Source organism: uncultured Ruminococcus sp. (assembly GCA_902785355.1).
GTDB lineage: Bacteria > Bacillota > Clostridia > Oscillospirales > Acutalibacteraceae > Ruminococcoides.
This window is the reverse complement of the sequence record CACZYF010000048.1, coordinates 1-17907: the sequence shown is the minus strand read 5'-3', so window position 1 is coordinate 17907 and position 17907 is coordinate 1. Positions and strand designations below refer to the sequence as shown.

At 53.4% G+C, this 17907-nt stretch carries 19 protein-coding genes, 2 pseudogenes and 1 other annotated feature; of the genes and pseudogenes, 14 read left to right on the top strand and 7 right to left on the bottom strand.

Annotated elements, in window-relative coordinates:
- Positions 1-222: 222 nt before the first annotated feature.
- From R2I50_RS09415 to R2I50_RS09400, 4 genes are read left to right on the top strand one after another with little or no spacing between them, the layout of a single operon-like run.
- Positions 223-867 (top strand): lactate utilization protein, encoded by a 645-nt coding sequence (locus R2I50_RS09415; RefSeq protein WP_316608892.1) that lies wholly within the window; start codon positions 223-225, stop codon positions 865-867.
- Positions 868-919: 52 nt separating this feature from the next.
- Positions 920-2269 (top strand): RsmF rRNA methyltransferase first C-terminal domain-containing protein, encoded by a 1350-nt coding sequence (locus tag R2I50_RS09410; protein ID WP_316608891.1) that lies wholly within the window; start codon positions 920-922, stop codon positions 2267-2269.
- The gene (rsmA, locus tag R2I50_RS09405) at positions 2248-3105 is read left to right on the top strand and encodes a 16S rRNA (adenine(1518)-N(6)/adenine(1519)-N(6))-dimethyltransferase RsmA (RefSeq protein WP_316608890.1); all 858 of its coding nucleotides are present in this window, start codon (positions 2248-2250) and stop codon (positions 3103-3105) included. Before R2I50_RS09410 ends, rsmA begins: the two co-directional genes overlap by 22 nt.
- Positions 3106-3108: 3 nt before the next feature.
- Positions 3109-3324, top strand: a complete 216-nt coding sequence (locus R2I50_RS09400) for a hypothetical protein (RefSeq protein ID WP_316608889.1) — start codon at positions 3109-3111, stop codon at positions 3322-3324.
- 155 nt (positions 3325-3479) lie between these two features.
- On the opposite strand, the gene R2I50_RS09395 is transcribed toward R2I50_RS09400, so the two are convergent.
- The 5 genes from R2I50_RS09395 to murI form a co-directional block, all read right to left on the bottom strand.
- Complete coding sequence (locus R2I50_RS09395) at positions 3480-4361, bottom strand: PASTA domain-containing protein (RefSeq protein ID WP_316608888.1); 882 nt, start codon at positions 4359-4361, stop codon at positions 3480-3482.
- Between the two features lie 174 nt (positions 4362-4535).
- A complete protein-coding gene (locus R2I50_RS09390) occupies positions 4536-4739 on the bottom strand; it encodes a hypothetical protein (RefSeq protein WP_316608887.1) in 204 nt (67 codons plus the stop codon).
- Between the two features lie 20 nt (positions 4740-4759).
- A complete protein-coding gene (gene argS / locus R2I50_RS09385; RefSeq protein WP_316608886.1) occupies positions 4760-6496 on the bottom strand; it encodes an arginine--tRNA ligase in 1737 nt (578 codons plus the stop codon).
- A gap of 68 nt (positions 6497-6564) precedes the next feature.
- Positions 6565-6987 (bottom strand): DUF1934 domain-containing protein, encoded by a 423-nt coding sequence (locus R2I50_RS09380; protein ID WP_316608885.1) that lies wholly within the window; start codon positions 6985-6987, stop codon positions 6565-6567.
- On the bottom strand, positions 6987-7799 hold the full coding sequence (murI, locus tag R2I50_RS09375) for a glutamate racemase (protein ID WP_316608884.1): 813 nt from the start codon (positions 7797-7799) through the stop codon (positions 6987-6989). The genes R2I50_RS09380 and murI overlap by 1 nt, the downstream gene beginning before the upstream one ends.
- A gap of 205 nt (positions 7800-8004) precedes the next feature.
- Here murI and R2I50_RS09370 point away from each other — a divergent pair, with 205 nt between their 5' ends.
- From R2I50_RS09370 to R2I50_RS09330, 9 genes and pseudogenes are all read left to right on the top strand, one after another.
- On the top strand, positions 8005-8796 hold the full coding sequence (locus R2I50_RS09370; protein ID WP_316608883.1) for a hypothetical protein: 792 nt from the start codon (positions 8005-8007) through the stop codon (positions 8794-8796).
- A gap of 266 nt (positions 8797-9062) precedes the next feature.
- Positions 9063-9152 (top strand): annotated as a pseudogene (rpmG, locus tag R2I50_RS09365) (50S ribosomal protein L33); the annotation flags it as partial.
- Positions 9153-9164: 12 nt separating this feature from the next.
- Positions 9165-9386 (top strand): preprotein translocase subunit SecE, encoded by a 222-nt coding sequence (secE, locus tag R2I50_RS09360; RefSeq protein ID WP_316608882.1) that lies wholly within the window; start codon positions 9165-9167, stop codon positions 9384-9386.
- A 15-nt stretch (positions 9387-9401) separates the two neighbouring features.
- Positions 9402-9929, top strand: a complete 528-nt coding sequence (gene nusG, locus R2I50_RS09355) for a transcription termination/antitermination protein NusG (RefSeq protein ID WP_316608881.1) — start codon at positions 9402-9404, stop codon at positions 9927-9929.
- Between the two features lie 112 nt (positions 9930-10041).
- On the top strand, positions 10042-10467 hold the full coding sequence (gene rplK / locus R2I50_RS09350; protein WP_316608880.1) for a 50S ribosomal protein L11: 426 nt from the start codon (positions 10042-10044) through the stop codon (positions 10465-10467).
- A gap of 58 nt (positions 10468-10525) precedes the next feature.
- Entirely contained in the window at positions 10526-11221 is a 696-nt protein-coding gene (gene rplA, locus R2I50_RS09345; protein ID WP_316608879.1) for a 50S ribosomal protein L1, read from the top strand.
- Between the two features lie 154 nt (positions 11222-11375).
- Positions 11376-11531, top strand: a sequence feature (ribosomal protein L10 leader region).
- 51 nt (positions 11532-11582) lie between these two features.
- Positions 11583-12179 (top strand): 50S ribosomal protein L10, encoded by a 597-nt coding sequence (gene rplJ, locus R2I50_RS09340; RefSeq protein WP_316608878.1) that lies wholly within the window; start codon positions 11583-11585, stop codon positions 12177-12179.
- A gap of 87 nt (positions 12180-12266) precedes the next feature.
- Positions 12267-12592: pseudogene (locus tag R2I50_RS09335) on the top strand (ribosomal protein bL12).
- 302 nt (positions 12593-12894) lie between these two features.
- Positions 12895-13197, top strand: coding sequence for a hypothetical protein (locus R2I50_RS09330; protein WP_316608877.1), 303 nt, complete (start codon positions 12895-12897; stop codon positions 13195-13197).
- A gap of 419 nt (positions 13198-13616) precedes the next feature.
- Here R2I50_RS09330 and R2I50_RS09325 read toward each other — a convergent pair whose 3' ends face one another.
- Both R2I50_RS09325 and R2I50_RS09320 read right to left on the bottom strand, forming a co-directional pair.
- On the bottom strand, positions 13617-14891 hold the full coding sequence (locus tag R2I50_RS09325) for a histidine kinase (protein ID WP_316608876.1): 1275 nt from the start codon (positions 14889-14891) through the stop codon (positions 13617-13619).
- The gene (locus R2I50_RS09320; protein WP_316608875.1) at positions 14888-15487 is read right to left on the bottom strand and encodes a helix-turn-helix domain-containing protein; all 600 of its coding nucleotides are present in this window, start codon (positions 15485-15487) and stop codon (positions 14888-14890) included. Before R2I50_RS09320 ends, R2I50_RS09325 begins: the two co-directional genes overlap by 4 nt.
- A 383-nt stretch (positions 15488-15870) precedes the next feature.
- Between R2I50_RS09320 and R2I50_RS09315 the strand changes: the two genes are divergently transcribed.
- Positions 15871-17907, top strand: a 2037-nt coding sequence (locus R2I50_RS09315) for a DUF6273 domain-containing protein (RefSeq protein ID WP_316608874.1), incomplete at its 3' end; no start/stop codon positions are given.

Below are 17907 nucleotides of genomic sequence, written 5' to 3'. Positions count from 1 at the left end.
TGGAAATCCCCTCGCGAGTTCCTTTACCATTTCCTCAATACCAGCGAGGTCATCTTTTCTTGAATTTGTGTAACACATCATTGACAAACCAACATTTTAGGCGTGCCTTTTGTAGATTTATAGTTGCATTGACCCTCAGCCGTGTGTTATAATAGATCCGATTATAACGCACGGCTGAGCTGTGCGACAGAGAAGGGAAAATCCAAGATGAATGAAAATGACATGAAAAGAATTGAAAAAACAATGGAGTGCCTGCGGCGCCACCGCATGGCGGCATACTACGTCGAGACCAAGGAAGAGGTCATCCCGCTGTTGAAAACGCTGATGAAGGACGGCGAGACCGTCAGCCACGGCGGCAGCGAGACCCTTAAGGAATGCGGCGTTATCGACATGCTGAACAGCGGCGATTACAACTACCTCGACCGTTCCAAGGCACAGACGCCCGAGGAGGTCGAGCAGATCTACCGCGATACCTTTTCCGCCGATACCTTCCTGACCTCGGCGAACGCCGTGACCGAGGGCGGACTGCTGTATAACGTCGACGGTAACTCCAACCGTGTAGCGGCGATCCTCTACGGCCCGAAGCAGGTCATCTTCGTATGCGGCTATAACAAGATCGTGAAGGATCTCGATGAGGCGGTCGTCCGCCTCAAGACCGTCGCCTCGCCCAAGAACACCAAGCGCCTCGGCTGCGATACCTACTGCTCCCACGAGGGCGAGTGCCTTGCGATGGGTCGCGACGCGAGCTATATGTGCGACGGCTGCCGCAGCCCCCAGCGTATCTGCTGTAACTACGTGATCTCCACCTTCCAGCGCCACCCCGACAGGATGAAGGTCATCCTCGTCGGCGAAGAGCTGGGATATTGATGATCTGATAACAGATAATAAATAACAGATAACGGAAAAGAGGTGTCCGATTATGAGGATGGATGAATATTTTGCACGTATGAAGAACCTGCTCGGCGATAACTATGAGCGTTTTCTCGAGACTGTGGACAAGCCCGCCTACAAGGCGATCCGCGTCAATACGTTGAAGACATCCGCCGAGGAGCTCCGTCCGCTGCTGCCCTTCATGGGTGAGCAGGTGCCGTTCTGTGAGGACGGCTACTATGTGAGCGTTGAGAAGCTCGGTAAGCATCCGCTCCATCACGCGGGCGCCTTCTATGTACAGGAGCCGTCGGCGATGTCGGCGGTGACGGCGCTCGGCGTCGAGCCGGGCGACAAGGTGCTCGATCTCTGCGCCGCTCCGGGCGGAAAAAGCACCCAGATCGGCGCCGCCTTATGCGGTACGGGACTTCTCTGGGCGAACGAGATCGTCCGTCCCCGCGCCCATATCCTACTCTCGAATATCGAGCGCATGGGTATCAAGAACGCCGTCGTCTCCAATATGAGCCCCGAGGCGCTGTGTCCGCGTCTGGAGGGCTTCTTTGATAAGATACTGGTGGACGCGCCCTGCTCCGGTGAGGGCATGTTCCGCAAGGATAAGGACGCGATCTTTGAGTGGTCGGTCGAGCACAGCCACGCCTGCGCCGAGCGACAGCGGGCGATCCTTGACTCCGCAGCCTGCGCGCTTCGTCCCGAGGGCGTGATGGTCTACTCGACCTGTACCTTCTCTGTGGATGAGAACGAGGGTGTGATCGCGGGCTTTTTACACGATCATCCCGACTTCGAGCTGATCGATACGGGCTGCCGCTTCGGCGAGCCTGCGCTGGAGCTGTGCCGCAGGATCTATCCCTTCAACGGGGGAGAGGGCCACTTCGTCGCGAAGCTCCGCAAGCGCCGCGGCAAGGCGTATAAGGGGCTGATGTACCGTTACGTCGAGCCGGATCGCGAGGATCGCTTGATGATCGACAAATTTATCGTCGATGTGCTCCGCAATCCGTCCTTCCGTCATATCCACGTGATCGACGGACGAATCCTCAACCTGCCGAATACGGAGTTGCTGCCCGATCTTGACGGTATGAACATCCTGCGCGCGGGCATCAAGCTCGGCGATTTTAAGAAGAAGCGCATCGAGCCGCACCATAACCTCGCGACCGCACTGACGCCTTATGAATTCAAGCGCCGCCTGATCCTCAGCTGTGAGGACGAGCTGACTGCCCGCTATATCAGCGGTGAGGAGATCGAGCTCGACTTCTGGATCGCGGGCTGGGCGGTCGCTGTCGTCGACGGCATCACACTGGGACTCGGCAAGGCGGTCGACGGCCGCTTCAAGAATAAATATCCGAAAGGACTGCGAACCCTCGCATGGAAAGACTCACAGATATAAGCGTTATCCGGGATATCCTCTCCCGCCACGGCTTTACCTTCTCCAAGGCGCTGGGGCAGAATTTCCTGATCAATCCCTCCGTGTGCCCTCGCATGGCGGAATCCGCCGTTGAGGGGGAGCATACCGGCGTGCTGGAGATCGGCCCCGGTATCGGCGTGCTGACCCGCGAGCTGCTCGAACGAGCCGAAAAGGTTGTCGCCGTGGAGCTCGACCGCAGGCTTCTGCCCGTGCTGGATGAAACGCTCGCAGAATACGATAACCTCAGGGTCGTGAACGCCGATGTACTCGAGCTCGACCTCAATAAGCTGATCGCCGGGGAGTTTGACGGTATGGACGTCGCGGTCTGCGCGAACCTGCCCTATTACATCACCTCTCCCGTGATCATGAAGCTGCTCGAGGATCATCTCCCCGTCAGGACCATCACCGTCATGGTGCAGAAGGAGGCGGCGGTGCGCCTGTGCGCCGAGCCGGGTACCCGCGACAGCTCCGCGATCACCGCGGCGGTACGCTATTACTGCACGCCCGAGCTGCTGTTCCATGTGTCGTCGGGCTCGTTCATGCCCGCACCGCGCGTCGACTCGGCAGTGATTCAGCTGCGCCTTCATGAGCCGCAGGTGCACCCGAAGGACGAGAAAACCTTCTTCAAGGTGATACGCGCCGCCTTCGCCCAGCGGAGAAAAACAGTTTTGAACTCGCTTTCTTCGTCACTTTCTCTTGACAAGACGGCTGTGCGTGCTATACTGGAATCAGCGGGTGTTGACGCGACCGCCCGTGCCGAGAGACTGACTCTCGGGGATTTTGCCGCTATTGCCGACGCTGTTTACGAAAAGGAGTAACAGATGGAAAAGAAGAATTTCACCGTATTGATCATCCTGATCGCCCTGCTCGCCGTCAGTATTCTGCTGATGAGCGTTTCCCTGCTGTTGTCCGAGCGCGTGTTCGGTCAGGTGTCCAGCTATATCGCCATCGCCTGCGTTGTGGTGACTCTTATAGGCGTGGTAATCATCATCCGCAACAACCGACGCCGTAAGGATGATGATGACCTTGACGAGTGATTAAGCAGACAGCGATTGATTCGTGCGCATAAATCAGCGGTTACTTAAGAATTATACTAAACATTGATTATTATTACTCTGCTTTTAATCAAATAATTGAAAAAAACACCGGAATTGTCTATGCGGCGGTTCCGGTGTTTCGTATCGTTCCGGGATTATTTCAGTGAATCCCGGTATTGTCCCATCAGCTTAACGTTTGCGTATTCGTATTTATTCATTCTGCTGACGATGGTATTCATGTTGGTGGTGTCGGGATTGTACCAATCCATTGACTCAAAGTACGTTTTGGCGTCGCCTGCCTTGGTGAAGCGGAAGCCGTGCTTCGCATAGATTTCGTTGAGCGCATGCTGTACCTGAGTCAGGCTCATCCACGAGATGTCGCTTAGGCTGAGATAGCGGGATGATGCGTTCAGCCCGTAGAGGTCGGTGGTATCGGTATAGGTTTGAGCCGGAGCGGGCGTATCGTTCGTTTTAGGCGTATCGTTTTTCGGCGTTTCGACAGGCTTCGTACCCTTCGAGATCGTCAGCGTGACGGTAGAGCGGGACTGAGCCTGTTCACCCTCCTTCGGGGACTGCGCGATAACATAGTCTGCGGGTACGCTGTCGCTGTAGTCAAATTCGGCTTTATAATTAAAGTCGGATTCGCCGAGCTTTGAGTAGGCGTCAGCCGATCTCATCCCCACAACATTCGGTACGGTCGGATTCTTCTCCGCCTTGCTTTCGCTGTTTCCGTCGGAACTGCCGCCGCTCTGAGGCAGACCTCCCGCGGGAGCTGCGGTCGGGATAGGGAGGGTCGTTTGGACGCCGCCTTCCGTATGATCCTCATTTCTGAAACGGAACAGCAGAAAGGTTCCCGCTCCGATCAGCACGACTAAAAGTATTATCACAAGGACATAGATCCATGTGTATGATTTTTGCTTTGGCGGCTGCGCGGGGTACCGGTTGGGATCGTACATCGGGACAGCGAGCTGAGCGCCGCAGGCGGTGCAGAAGCGCGCTTCCTCTTTGTTTAGATTTCCGCAGAAGGGACATTGCATCGTTTCTCTCTCCTCAAAAGATGTTCTTCTTTTATTCTACATGCTTTTCTTACGAAATACAACAGAATTCGGATCGGTATATGTAAAAAAACAACGTTTATTCTTGTATAGGTTGTATAAAGAAGGCTGCCGCTGAACTTCTCGTTTTGCGACAGCCTTTGTTATTCGGTTATCTTATTGTTTCGGCTTTTTCTCTCTCAGAAAGACGAAGTATCCGATGCCGACGCCGAGTGCCATCGGCAGAATCACGCTGTTCCACACATCGAACCGATAAGGGCTGTGGGTGATGAGCAACCCGAACAGGAAAATCAGCAGGTTGTAGAACGCGGCGAACAGCACAACAAAAATCGCGAACGCGGCGTATTTGTTTATACTCATGAAACGCTCCCTCCGCTCGTTTACATCCGCTCGGGGCAGGTGATGCTGAACATGTCGAGAACATTCTTGATGACGGTCTTGGTCGCGGTGCAAAGGCTCAGACGCGCCTGCATCAGCCCTTCGTCGTCACACTTTACGCGGCAGGCGTTGTAGAACTTGTGGAAGTAGGTCGCCACGTTGGTAACATACTTGGTGACCTTGGTGGGGTCGTAGTCGCGCGCGGCGGCGACGACCTCGTTATCGAAGGATGAGAGCAGGTGGATCAGCTCGATCTCCTCGGGAGCGCCGAGCAGGCTGAGCTCCTCGTCGGTGCAGGGGCGCGCCTTCACGCCGTCCGCCTCAAGGTTGCGCAGGATGGAGCAGATGCGCGCGTGGGCGTACTGGACGTAGTAGACGGGGTTCTGGCTGTCCTCCTGGATCGCAAGGTCGAGGTCGAAGTCCATCTGGGTGGTCGCCTCGCGGGTGTTGAAGATGAAGCGCGCGCTGTCGACGGGTACCTCGTCCAGCAGATCGCGGAGCTGGATCGCCTTACCGGTACGCTTACTCATGGTGACGACCTGTCCGTCGCGGACGAGTTTGACCAGCTGCATCAGTAGGATATCGAGCTTGTCGCCGTCGTAGCCGATGGCGTTCATCGCGCCCTTGAGGCGCATGACATGACCGTGATGGTCGGCGCCCCAGACGTTGATCAGCTTCTCGAAGCCGCGGTCGAATTTATTCTTGTGATAGGCGATGTCGGCGGCGAAGTAGGTGGGGTTGCCGTTGCTGCGGATCAGCACATCGTCCTTTAATTCGAGCTTATCGATGTAATCTTGGCTTTTGCCCTGCTTCAAGAGGATATCGGTGCAGACCTCCTTGTTCTTGTACCATACCGCGCCGTCCTTCTCGTAGACCATGCCCTTCTCGCGCAGGGTCTCGACGACCGCCTTGACCGCGCCGCTGTTGTGCAGGGTGCTCTCCATGAACCAGTTGTCAAAATTGATCTTGTACTTCGCCATGTCGTCCTGCATGCGCTTGATGTTGCGCGGCAGAGCAAAGTCGACCAGCGCCTGACGGCGCTCCGCGGGTTCGGCGTTCATGTAGGCGTCGCCGAACTCCTCCTTGAACTGCTCCGCGCGCTCGATGATGTCCGCGCCCTGATAGCCGTCCTCGGGGAAGGGGAAGCTCTCATCAAAAAGCTGCATATAGCGCGCCTCGAGAGAACCGGCGAACTTCTCGATCTGGTTGCCCGCGTCGTTGACATAGAACTCGCGGTACGCCTGATAGCCCGCCTTCTGCATGACGGCGGCGAGACAGTCGCCCAGCGCGCCGCCTCTGGCGTTGCCCAGATGCATCGGACCGGTCGGGTTGGCGGAGACGAACTCGACCATGACCTTCCTGCCCTGACCGAAGTCGCTGTCGCCGTAATGCTCGCCCTCGCGCTCGATCTCGCGGAGCACCTCGGCGAAGTACTGCTTGCTTAAGAAGAAGTTGATGAAGCCGGGACCGGCGATCTCGTATTTTTTGATAAGAGAATTATCGAGATCGATATGGCTGAGGATGATCTGCGCCGCCTTCGCGGGAGCCATGCGGAATACGCGCGCGCCCGCCATCGCGACGTTGGTCGCGATATCGCCGTGGCTGCGGTCGGCGGGCTCCTCGATGACGAACTTCGGCAGCTCGCCCTCGGGCAGCTCACCCGCCTGCATCGCGGCGTTCACCGCGTTTTCGATCTGCTTTCTCAGATTTTCGGTAACTTTCAGATTGGTCTTTGACATAGTGATATTCCTTTGCTGTATGATGTTGTTTCCCTAGTGATCTCGGCTCCCTTTACCAAAGGGAGCCTTTATTTTTCTTTGATCGAAATATAAAACTCGTTCTCGCTGACGACGGCGCGGTTGAAATCCAGCTTGTAGGAGGCGCAAAGCTCGCCGCCGTGCTCGTTCAGATCGGTCTTGACGCTGTCGGTAAAGATGCCGATGAACATCTGACCCATCGGGGTGTCGTACAGGCACTCATGCCGAACGCCTTCTTCAAGGATCAGATGACTGCTCATCTCGCCGCGGCGGTCGATCGACAGCACGCCGTTCTCCAGCGTGACGGTGGTGTCGGTTTTGACGCCGGGATTATCCTCGGCGTATTCGGGGTAGGTGATGACCGCGCCGCTCTCGGTGAGCTGCATATCGCCCGCGGTGATGACCTCGATCCTGTCCTTTTCGCCGTCGACGGTCTGGACGCCTACGACGGTGATCATATATCTCTCGTCCATCAGTATTCCTCGATGTTGATGTGTTCGATGTTATTGTGAGGCTTGTTTTTCAGGAACAGCCCCGCGAATTTCTCAAAGTCGGCGGGTGTATCGCTGACGTAGTACTGCGCCGTGCCGCGCTTGCCGCTGTCGCGCAGAAGTCCGCGTTCCTCGAGGATCTTCTTGGTGTAGATGGCGGTCTCCTTACCCGAGTCGATCAGGGTCACGCCGTCGCCCATCTCGCGCTGTATCGCCTCGGCGAGCAGGGGGAAGTGGGTGCAGCCGAGGATGACGGTGTCTACGTCGTTCTCCTTGAGCTCCGCCATGTAGCGGTGTACCATCATCTGCACCAGCTCGTCGTCCGGATCGACCAGGCCGTTCTCTACGAAGGAGACGAACAGCTGGCAGTGCTTCTCGAATACCTCGAACTCCGGATGCTTCTCCCGGATCCGCTTCTTGTAGCTATGGGAGTTGATGGTCGCGGCGGTGCCGATCACGCCGATCCTGCCGTTCTTCGTGACCTGCATCGCGGTGTAGCAGGTGGGGTTGACGACGCCGGTGTAGGGGAGCCCCAGCTCGTCGCTCAGGTCGGGCGCCACCGAGCTGACGGTGCCGCAGGCGGCGACGATCATCTTGACGCCCATCTTCTTGAGGAAGCGCGCGTCCTGACGGGCATATTTGTTGATGGCGTCGCGGCTCTTGGAGCCGTAGGGCACGCGCCCGGTGTCGCCGAAATAGATGATATCTTCATCGGGCATGATCTCCAGGATCTCTCGCACGGCGGTCAGTCCGCCCAGTCCGGAGTCAAAAATGCCGATAGCCTTGTCTTTCATCTGCGGTACCTCTTTTCACAGAAAATGCTTGAGATTGCCCCAGCCTCAAAAGAGGCTTCGCAACAATTGTTTATATAAGCACATACATATACATTATATATAATAGCACACAGCCGCATGTGTTGCAAGTATAAAATATTCTGCTTGCATTATCGGCAAACCTATTGTATAATAACTCTAACTAAGGTTAAAAGGAATGATAATCATGCTGAATGAAGCTTTTGCACATATAAGTGACCGCGTAGAAGAGACCCTGCAGCCGCAGGGCTTCACCAAGGTGAAGATCCAGTCGACCGACAGTAACGAGAAGGTCGCTCTCTATACCTCCGAGAACCTCGCCTATTCGGTGATCTACACCCTCGACGACCAGCATATGGTGCTGCGCGAGTGCCCGATGACCGACGACGGTCCCAATAACGATTGGAAGAGCCTGGCGACCTGGATCTTCGATCCCGAGCACGATACGATGAAGGAGGCTTCCTCCATCGCGAACGACTTCTGTGACGCGCTGGTAGCGCCCGTCGCCATCAAGAAGCTCAAGCAGACGAAAAAGACCAAGAAGAGCGATGACGGCAACGCCGATCCGCTGTTCCTTTCCAAGCGCTTCATCACCCTGTTCCCTGATATCCGTGACGAGATCACCGCCGAGCAGGACGGCTACTACCCCTTCCGCGGCGTGACCTTCGCCCGCGCAAGCATCGTCCCCCGCGTCAACGAGCTGGTGAAAAGCGGCAAGTCCGCCGATCTCAAGAAGCTCGGCAATATCCTCAGTGCCCAGTACACCAACGGCGATATGGATACCCGCTCGATCATCACGATCGTCATCCTCAACTCCATTCCCGCCGAGGACGAAGCGAAGCTCGAGGAGTATCTCGACGATAACCTCAAGAAGGCGTTCACCTACTCGAAGAAGTTCCGCGGCAAGACCGTGAAGCCGGAGAAGGAGAAAAAGAAGAAAGCCACTGTTGCCCAGCGCCTGGAGAGTATGCAGAGATAATGAACGGTGAATAGTGAATGGTGAGTGGTTATCGGAGGGCTCCGCCCTCACCCGATCGCTATAAAACGCGTCAGCGTTTCCCTTCACCGTTCTCTGTTCTCTATAATATATTAGTATAAAAAATATTGAAACAAGCCCTTGACGTATTGACGGTAATGTGTTATACTGTTAAATACCTCGTAAAGGGGCTTGTTTTTTTGCGCCCCTTTGAGTTGAGGTCGGCTTTTCATTGGACCGGCTTCAACGTTCCTTTTGAGGGAGGCTTGAAAAACAAGAAGAACAGTCCCGACAGATTAGAGATGAACAAGTATTGCAGATTCTGCAAGAAGCATACTCTTCACAGGGAAACAAAGTAATCGGAGGGTAACATGGCTGATACAAAGAAAAAGAATGTTTTCGGCAAGATATCCTCGTTCTTCCGTGCCTGCATAGGCGAGATCAAGAAGATCACATGGCCGACTGCCGCCCAGACCACCAAGAACTTCTTAATCGTTCTTGTGGTGATCATTATCGCGGGTCTGTTTATCTACGGACTTGACAGAGGTCTGTACGCGCTTCTGAATCTTGTCATGAGCACCGGCGCCCACTAAACGGGGAGAGCGCAAATGGCTGATGAAGCAAAGTGGTATGTAGTCCATACCTACTCAGGCTATGAGAATAAGGTAGCCTCTACCCTGCAAACGACGGTCGAGAACCGCGGACTGCAGGACATGATCCCCGACGTCAAGGTGCCGACCGAGATCGTCACCGAGATCAGGGACGACGGCTCCTCTAAGGAGGTAGAGCGCAAGCTGTACCCGGGCTATGTTTTTGTCAAGATGGTCTATACCGATGAGACATGGTATGTCGTGCGTAATATCCGCGGCTGTACCGGATTTGTCGGTCCGTCCTCTAAGCCCGTTCCCCTTACCGAGGCTGAGGTTTATAAAATGGGCGTTGAGACCCGTGTGGTCGAGGTTTCTTACAGCGTAGGCGATCAGGTTCGCATCATCGACGGTCCTCTCGAGGACTTTGTCGGTATCGTTGACGAGCTTGATACCGATAAGAACTACGTCAAGGTCACGATCTCGATGTTCGGTCGCGAGACGCCGGTAGAGCTTGAACTCAATCAGGCTGAAAAGTTAGAAGATTAAACGCGAAATAACCAGCGAAAGCTGTTTATTATGAGGGATCACCGATCCCTTGTGGGAGGAGCTGAATGCGTTTAGGCTCCGCCATCTACCACGAATTTAGGAGGAATAAAAAATGGCACAGAAAGTAACCGGATTAATCAAGTTACAGATTCCTGCCGGAAAAGCGACTCCGGCTCCGCCTGTAGGCCCTGCGCTGGGTCAGCACGGCGTTAACATCGTTTCCTTTACCAAGGAATTCAACGAGCGCACCAAGAATGACATCGGACTGATCATCCCTGTCGTTATCACTGTTTACGCAGACCGTTCTTTCACATTTATCACCAAGACTCCGCCTGCGCCTGTTCTGATCAAGAAGGCTTGCAACATCGAGACCGCTTCCGGCGAGCCCAACAAGAAGAAGGTCGCCAAGATCACTAAGGAACAGTGCCAGAAGATCGCTGAGACAAAGATGAAGGACCTCAACGCCGCTAACATCGACACCGCTACCTCTATGATCATGGGTACCGCTCGCTCGATGGGTATTGAAGTAGTCGACTAATTACTATTCCGGGTGGGAGGAAAATTCCGCTTAACCACCTAACTATGGAGGATATAATATGAAACACGGTAAGAAATACGTTGACGCTGTTAAGCTCGTCGACAGAACTAAATTTTATGATACTACCGAGGCTCTGGACACCGTCCTCAAGACCGCTACCGCGAAGTTTGACGAGACCATTGAGCTTCATGTAAAGCTGGGCGTTGACTCCCGCCACGCTGACCAGCAGGTCCGCGGCGCTGTCGTACTCCCCAACGGTACCGGTAAGAAGGTACGTGTCCTCGCGATCTGCAAGGGTGAGAATGAGAAGCTCGCTCAGGAAGCAGGCGCTGACTATGTAGGCGCTGAGGACATGACGCAGAAGATCCAGCAGGAGAACTGGATGGACTTCGACGTACTCATCACCACCCCCGACTGCATGGGTCTGGTCGGTCGTCTGGGCCGTATCCTCGGTCCCCGCGGCTTGATGCCTAACCCCAAGGCGGGCACCGTAACCCCCGATATCGCCCGCGCGATCAAGGAGGCTAAGGCAGGTAAGATCGAGTATCGTCTGGATAAGACCAACATCATCCACTGCCCGATCGGTAAGAAGTCCTTCGGCACCGAGAAGCTCCAGGAGAACCTCGAGACTCTCATGGGCGCTATCGTTAAGGCGAAGCCCGCTGCTGCTAAGGGTCAGTATATCAAGAGCTGTGCGGTCACCTCTACCATGGGTCCGTCCGTTCGCATCAACCCGACCAAGTTCGGCGTATGACGCGCGCGTCTTAGTACACCATACTGACACGCTCTGCCGACGTTGTAAAGAGTTCGATCACTGCTTGTTGATCGCGGCTTGATACGCTGCTTCGGCAGATATGAAGCTCCCCTGATAAAGGGAGGCTTAAAAAGGTATCATGCCCGTATGGGCTGATATAAATATCGCTGTTCTAAAGACAACAGGTTCCTTTGCGTTTAATGACCCACGGGTCGCCTGTCGAGGAAGAAGCATTACATGAGCGGCTTTGCCGCGTCAATATGTAATTATCCGCCTCTCCTCGCAAGGGAGAGGCTGTTTTTTGAACAACGTAAATCTGCTTTGCGAAATCAAAGCTATCAAATTTACGGAGGTGAATGATTTGCCGAGTGCTAAGGTTTTGGAACAGAAGAAGGCTATCGTAGCCGAGCTGACCGAGCGTTTAAAGGGCTCTGTCACCGGTGTTCTGGTCAACTACAAGGGTATCAACGTTGCCGATGATACCGCGCTTCGTAAGGAGCTGCGTGAGGCGGGCGTCAAGTATTCCGTCGTCAAGAACACACTGCTCTCCCGCGCTTGCGAGGAGGCAGAGCTGACCGGTCTGCAGACTACTCTCGCCGGTACTACCGCACTGGCTACCAGTGACGAGGATTACGGCGCTGCTGCCCGAATTCTGGCTAACTATGCAAAGAAGAACAAGAACTTTGAGATCAAGGGCGGTTATCTCGACGGTGAAGTCGTAGAGCTGGATGTCATCGATAAGCTGGCTAAGCTCCCCACCCGCGAGGTTCTGCTTGCAAACGTACTGGGTGCCTTCCAGGCTCCTATCGCTGCCTTTGCCCGCGCGATGCAGGCTATCGTAGACGATGGCGGTATCGAGGCTTGCCTTGCTAAGAAGGCTTCTGCCGACGACGCGTCGCCGGAGGCTGCTCCCGCTGAGGAAGCTGCTCCCGCCGAGGAAGCTCCCGCCGCTGAATAATTTCGCGGCAACTTCGGATGCGTGAGAAAAGACGCGCGTCCTACCTATCACTACTAAAATTACTAATTAAAATTGGAGGAAATTTAAATGGCATCTGAGAAGATTACTGCTATTATTGAAGAGTTAAAGACTCTCACCGTGCTCGAGCTCGCTGACCTCGTACACGCTGTTGAGGATGAGTTCGGTGTATCCGCTGCTGCCGCTGTTGCAGTTGCAGGTCCCGCTGCAGGCGGCGAGGAGGCTGCTGCTGCTATATCAAGGTTGTTCGCGAGATCACCGGTCTTGGTCTGAAGGAAGCTAAGGCTCTGGTTGACGGCGCTCCCAAGCCCATCAAGGAAGGCATCTCTGAGGATGACGCTAACGCCATCAAGGAGAAGCTCGAGGCTGCCGGCGCTGAGGTCGAGATTAAGTAATTTAACCCGATTTCAATTTAACGATCGCTGTGAAGCAGGTGTCCGTTCGGATGCCTGCTTTTTTTAGTTAGAAGTGAGGAGTGAGGAGTGAAGAGTTAGCCGTAGGGGCGGTCATTGACCGCCCGCGAATGACGGGCAATTCCGTTATCGAAAGCGTGGGAGAGGATATAGAACGACCTGCGGGACGCGGGCGAGCAATGGTCCCTACGATAAACCTCGCACACCTCATGACTGCCTTTGTATTATTATAAAATGTATATTTCTGTCCCGTCTGTCAACACTATCATCAGGAGATGATAGAAATGAAGAGTTATAAACCGAAGCATATGAAGAACGACACGACGCCCGAGGTCAGCGAGGAGCTGCACGCCATCCTGTCCGATAAGGAGAAGCAGGAGCCGAATCCCAAGACCGCAAGCCCCTTAGGGATCCCGTTCCCCGATCCCGACGGTGAGGGCGAGTATATCCCGATCCCCGGTGATAACCGCGCTACGATCGCCCCCAACGGCGCGATCGTCCGCAATCCGTGGTCACAGCGCCCCGAGGTCACACCCGACAACAAATATACCGATGAGCAGGAGGATATGAATCTGCTGATCATGTAAGGGGCAAGGAATGAGGAGTTAGGAGTTAGGAGTTAGGAATTGTGGCAAGCCTAACGGCTTTTAGATTGATAAAACGTCTGATTTTCAAAGGTCTGCGGCTCTGTATCATGTAGGGGTTGGCTCCGTGTCCGACGACCCGCGTCCCGCGAGGGACGTTCGCGGAGCGATATTGAAGGGTAGGAGCTTGCTCCCGTTCTTCAATTTTATACAACGTTTATTCAATCCCTAGCTCCTAATTCTCTCAACTCCTTATTCCCATCTGCTTCTCCAAAAAAACAACGCCCGGGCATTAGCGTGAGATTCTTAACGGAAAAATGAAAATCGAATAGGATAACGAGAAAATCGCTGTTTTCCGCTTCATAAAAGTTGCGGAAAACAGCGATTGCTATTTATATTCTTTGTTATTCCCCTGGTCTTTTTTAGCTGATTTTGCTTATTGGAATAAATACCGTGACCACTGTACCGCCGCCGTCGCGCGGAGAGATCGTTAATGTGCCATTACACATCATTTCGAGTCTTTGACGGATATTGTTCAGCGCGATGTGCGGCTCGTTGTCGTCGGCGGGGTTAAAGCCCGGTCCGTCGTTCTCGACGACGATCTCGCTGCCGCTGTTCGTCTTTCGGGTCTTGACATAGATATGGAGCGGATCTCCCTCCAGCTTCATGCCGTGCTTGACCGCGTTTTCCACAAGGGGCTGCAGCGTCAGCGGCGGCACACGAAAGAGCGTGTGCGGCGTATCAAATTCCGTGAACAGGTTATCCTCATGCTGCGCCTGCTCCACTGCGAGATACGCCTGTGTATGCTTCAGCTCGTCGGCAAAGGGAACGGGATTCTCGCTTGCGATCGCGGAGAAGTTATTTCGCAGATAGTCGGTGAAGTCCAGCGTGACCTGCTGCGCTTTGTCCGCGTCCTGCTTGCATAGACAGTAGATCGTCATCATCGTATTGTAGATGAAATGCGGGCGCATTTGCAGCACCATGACGCTTGCGCGCTGATGGGCGATCTCCTGCTGCTGCCGCATATACTGCTCCATGTTATCCGATAGGATCAGAACGAACATGATTATCGCAAAGAGCGCCATACCGAATACAACGAATAGTTCAACATTGATAAACATTTGGACGATGATCGCGGCTGACATCGGAATCAGATAGACAAGCAAAGCGACCAAATGCTTATTAGATAGTTTTTTTCTCCTTATGATGACTCCCACGATGTTCAGAAGCATGATCAAGACAAGCGGAACCAACGACAGCTTATACAGCGGACCGTAGAAAAAGCGGTTGTCATCAGTAACATAGTAGAAAACGTCGGTAAACTGCGCAGCGATCAGAATTGCGAAGTACACGCAAAGCAGTGCTGTCATCGCATAGAAGAGCACGCTGCGTTTGATCTTTTCGTGCGAGCAATGCAAAAGAAAGATCGTCGGCATAAAAATCGGCACCGACATGAACAGCGATTCAAAGAAATAAATGACTCTTTCGGTCGCTGCTTTTGTGGGATCGTCGTAGAAGAACAGAGACAGCAAGCAAGTTACGGCGCATAAAAACAGCAGCGAAAACAGCGTTAAGAAATACCGCTTGTTCCACTTGTTGAGCGCCGGCATATAAGCCGAGAACGCGATCCCGATCGCCATCATCACCAGCAGCGCGCCCGCTAACAGGTAATCGACGGTATACATCCATTCCGTCATGATTCCTCGCCTCCCGTCAGGAAGGGGTATCTCAGCTTTTTAAGCTGTTTTTTGACGCCGTCTGCCGTGAGAGGCTTGACCATGAAGCCGATCGCTCCCGTATCCCATGCGTCAAAGGAATAGTCGCGGTACGCGGTGAGGTACACCACATTGGTGCGCTGATTGATTTCGAGCAGCTTGCGGCACACATCCAGCCCGCTGACGTCTATCATCTCAATATCGAGGAAGGCGAGCGCGATGCGGTTTGCCTTTGCATATTCGACAGCCTCCGACGGCTTTGTAAAACCGATGACCGCAGCGTTCGGTATGACCTCCTCTATGATCGGCATACCGTCGTTGAGGAAAACCTTGTTGTCGTCCACCATAATGACGATAGGGCTTTCGTCGCTCTGCGCCGCCGCAGAAATCAATATATTGACGTTCACGCCCAAGACGTCGGAGAGCCGTGCAATCATCGCCGCGTCGGGCAGACGGTGACCGGATTCCCAACGGGATACAGTGGTAGGGGTAACGTACATCCGCTTTGCTATATCATTCTGAGAGAGTCTTTTTTCCGTTCGCAGTTTTTTCAGGGTATCCGCAAATAGCATATTCATATTGGTTCGCTCCTTATATCCGATTATCCAATTATCAGTTTAACTGATAATTGAATCAAACACAAGAAGCATAATACAAATTTTTTTGATTTAGATGTTACCATTCTGGTAACCCCCCTTGAAAAACGCATGATAATATAAGAAAATTACAGTAGGTTTATATGTTGTTTCAATTTGTTTTCAATTCGGTTAACAATCTGCTTGGTTTGTTTGGCTTTAGCCAATGCCTGATACATTATCGTATGCGGTCAGCGGGCAGACCGAAACCGGCAGTGTTATACATTTAAAGGCAACACCGCATGATTCAGATTTGCGGATTGCAGGGCGAGCGCCGTGAGTTATGCGGCGTTGCCTTAATCAAACTAAGAAAAGGAGATATCTTTATGACAAGTATAAAAGTATTCAGCAAAAAGGCTGTCAGCGTTATTTTGTCTTTACTGATGATACTGACAGTTGTGCCGGCTATGAGCCTGACGGCGTATGCGGCTGATGTGTGGGTCATGGGCGGTTCCCAGACCATCTCTTCCGACCAGACCTGCACGACGTTCACGGTCTATGACAGTGCCACGCTGACCGTCAACCAGGGCGTAGCACCGCCGTATGCTGACCTTAAGAACACTACAACAGTAGTAACTTTTGACGGCAAGGAATGGTACCTTATAGATTACGACAGCAGTACGGTAACCCTGCTTGCAAAGGAATGTGTTGCTGCGTCGCAGTATAATTCTTCTGGAAGCTATGTTGAATATGCTTCTTCGACAGTAAAAACAGCAGTAGATAATTGGTATAATAACAATATTACAAGTAATGCAAAAACGGCAGTATTCGACAACAAAATGTTTCTTCTGACAAAAGATCAGGCAAATGCAATGACAACGGATACCAGAAAATGTTCTCAGGCATCCGAAGCGAATTATAACTACTGGTGGCTCTGCTCGCCCGGCAGTTTTGGTAACTTTGCGTCGTGCGTGTACGGCGGTAACGGCAACGTGCTCGCTTATGGCTACAGTGTGGTCTACGCGCGTGGTGTTCGCCCCGCTTTAAAGCTCGATTTAAGCAAGGTTGAATTTGATTCTGCAACGAATACATTTGCAGTGGCTTCTTCTCACGAGCATGACTTTACTTATTCAGTAAACGGCGACACCATCACTGCAACCTGCACGGCGACCGGCTGTGATCTGACTGATGATAACGAGGTTACCCTGACGATTGTTGCTCCCACCCTGACTATCGTCGGTCAGACCGGCGACGGCATCAGCGAATATGCGACCCTGACAGGACTTGAGGCATTCAACGAAGCGACCGGGCTGAATGTTGCTGAAACAGACATCAAATACTATGCAGTAGAAACGTATGAGATTGATGGGAACACCTACAAGAGACAGGGCAATGAGCTTGACGGTGCTCCTACAGATGCAGGTGAATATATAGCGGGTCTGACGCTCAGCGATGTGAAGATTTCCGAAACTGCAACAAGAGATGTTACAGCTCGTACTTGGTACACCATCACAGAGCCCGCTCCCGAGCTTTTCTGGAAGCACTCTGTCACCCTCGGCGGCGATATCGGCGTGAACTTCTATCTGGATTCTGCTGTTCTTGATACCTACACCGGAACCAAGACCGTTAAATTTACTGTTGACGGCGAAGAAACGACTGTTGCTGTTCCTGCGACCCCGACAGATGACGGCTACAAGGTAACCCGCAACGTGGTAGCCGCTCAGATGGCGCACACCATCACCGCGACTCTCTATATTGACGGTGAACTGGTGGATACAGACGAATACAGCGTACGGGAATACGCTGAGACCGTTTATGCGAATCCCGAAGCGTATGACACTAAGGGCAAGCTCGACGAGCTGAAAGCGCTGGTAAAGGCTCTGCTCAACTACGGCGCGATGGCTCAGACCGTGTTCGCTACTTCTCTGAACGAGCATCCCGACCTTGCTAATACTGTAGTAGGCGATAACGGCTACGAAGGCGTTACCGCTGACCAGATCGAAGCGGCGATCAAGGGCGAGTCCGCTGATCTGAACGCTGTCGCGACTCAGCTCGGCGCGAAGTATTACACAAGCTCCCTGATCTATCTTTCCAAGAACACTCTGCGCGTTTATTTCACGCCAACTACCTATCCCGGCACAATTCCCAACGCCGGCGCGTATAACGGCAGCCTGTCCGGCTACTATTACTATGTAGACCACGCGGACATTCCCGCGGCGGAGCTGGATAATCAGCAGACCTTCACCGTAGGCAACACCACCTTCACCTTCTCCGCGCTCGACTACGCAAAGGCAGTTGTAGAGAGCACCAAGATGGAACCCGAGCAGAAGAACCTCGCCAAGGCTCTCTACCTCTACAACCAAAAGGCAAACGCTTACTTTGACGACGCTCCGGCTCCGGTTGAGAACGTCGTTGACCTCGGC

What these genes read in the sequence shown, in the direction of transcription:
- R2I50_RS09395 (WP_316608888.1), bottom strand. Translation starts at nt 4,361, where the DNA reads ATGCAATGTCCCTTCTGCGGAAATCTAAACAAAGAGGAAGCGCGCTTC.
- murI (WP_316608884.1), bottom strand. Translation starts at nt 7,799, where the DNA reads ATGAAAGACAAGGCTATCGGCATTTTTGACTCCGGACTGGGCGGACTG.
- R2I50_RS09325 (WP_316608876.1), bottom strand. Translation starts at nt 14,891, where the DNA reads ATGACGGAATGGATGTATACCGTCGATTACCTGTTAGCGGGCGCGCTG.
- R2I50_RS09400 (WP_316608889.1), top strand. Translation starts at nt 3,109, where the DNA reads ATGGAAAAGAAGAATTTCACCGTATTGATCATCCTGATCGCCCTGCTC.
- rsmA (WP_316608890.1), top strand. Translation starts at nt 2,248, where the DNA reads ATGGAAAGACTCACAGATATAAGCGTTATCCGGGATATCCTCTCCCGC.
- R2I50_RS09330 (WP_316608877.1), top strand. Translation starts at nt 12,895, where the DNA reads ATGAAGAGTTATAAACCGAAGCATATGAAGAACGACACGACGCCCGAG.
- R2I50_RS09320 (WP_316608875.1), bottom strand. Translation starts at nt 15,487, where the DNA reads ATGAATATGCTATTTGCGGATACCCTGAAAAAACTGCGAACGGAAAAA.
- rplK (WP_316608880.1), top strand. Translation starts at nt 10,042, where the DNA reads ATGGCACAGAAAGTAACCGGATTAATCAAGTTACAGATTCCTGCCGGA.
- nusG (WP_316608881.1), top strand. Translation starts at nt 9,402, where the DNA reads ATGGCTGATGAAGCAAAGTGGTATGTAGTCCATACCTACTCAGGCTAT.
- argS (WP_316608886.1), bottom strand. Translation starts at nt 6,496, where the DNA reads ATGTCAAAGACCAATCTGAAAGTTACCGAAAATCTGAGAAAGCAGATC.
- secE (WP_316608882.1), top strand. Translation starts at nt 9,165, where the DNA reads ATGGCTGATACAAAGAAAAAGAATGTTTTCGGCAAGATATCCTCGTTC.
- R2I50_RS09415 (WP_316608892.1), top strand. Translation starts at nt 223, where the DNA reads ATGAAAAGAATTGAAAAAACAATGGAGTGCCTGCGGCGCCACCGCATG.
- rplA (WP_316608879.1), top strand. Translation starts at nt 10,526, where the DNA reads ATGAAACACGGTAAGAAATACGTTGACGCTGTTAAGCTCGTCGACAGA.
- R2I50_RS09380 (WP_316608885.1), bottom strand. Translation starts at nt 6,987, where the DNA reads ATGGACGAGAGATATATGATCACCGTCGTAGGCGTCCAGACCGTCGAC.
- R2I50_RS09370 (WP_316608883.1), top strand. Translation starts at nt 8,005, where the DNA reads ATGCTGAATGAAGCTTTTGCACATATAAGTGACCGCGTAGAAGAGACC.
- R2I50_RS09410 (WP_316608891.1), top strand. Translation starts at nt 920, where the DNA reads ATGAGGATGGATGAATATTTTGCACGTATGAAGAACCTGCTCGGCGAT.
- R2I50_RS09390 (WP_316608887.1), bottom strand. Translation starts at nt 4,739, where the DNA reads ATGAGTATAAACAAATACGCCGCGTTCGCGATTTTTGTTGTGCTGTTC.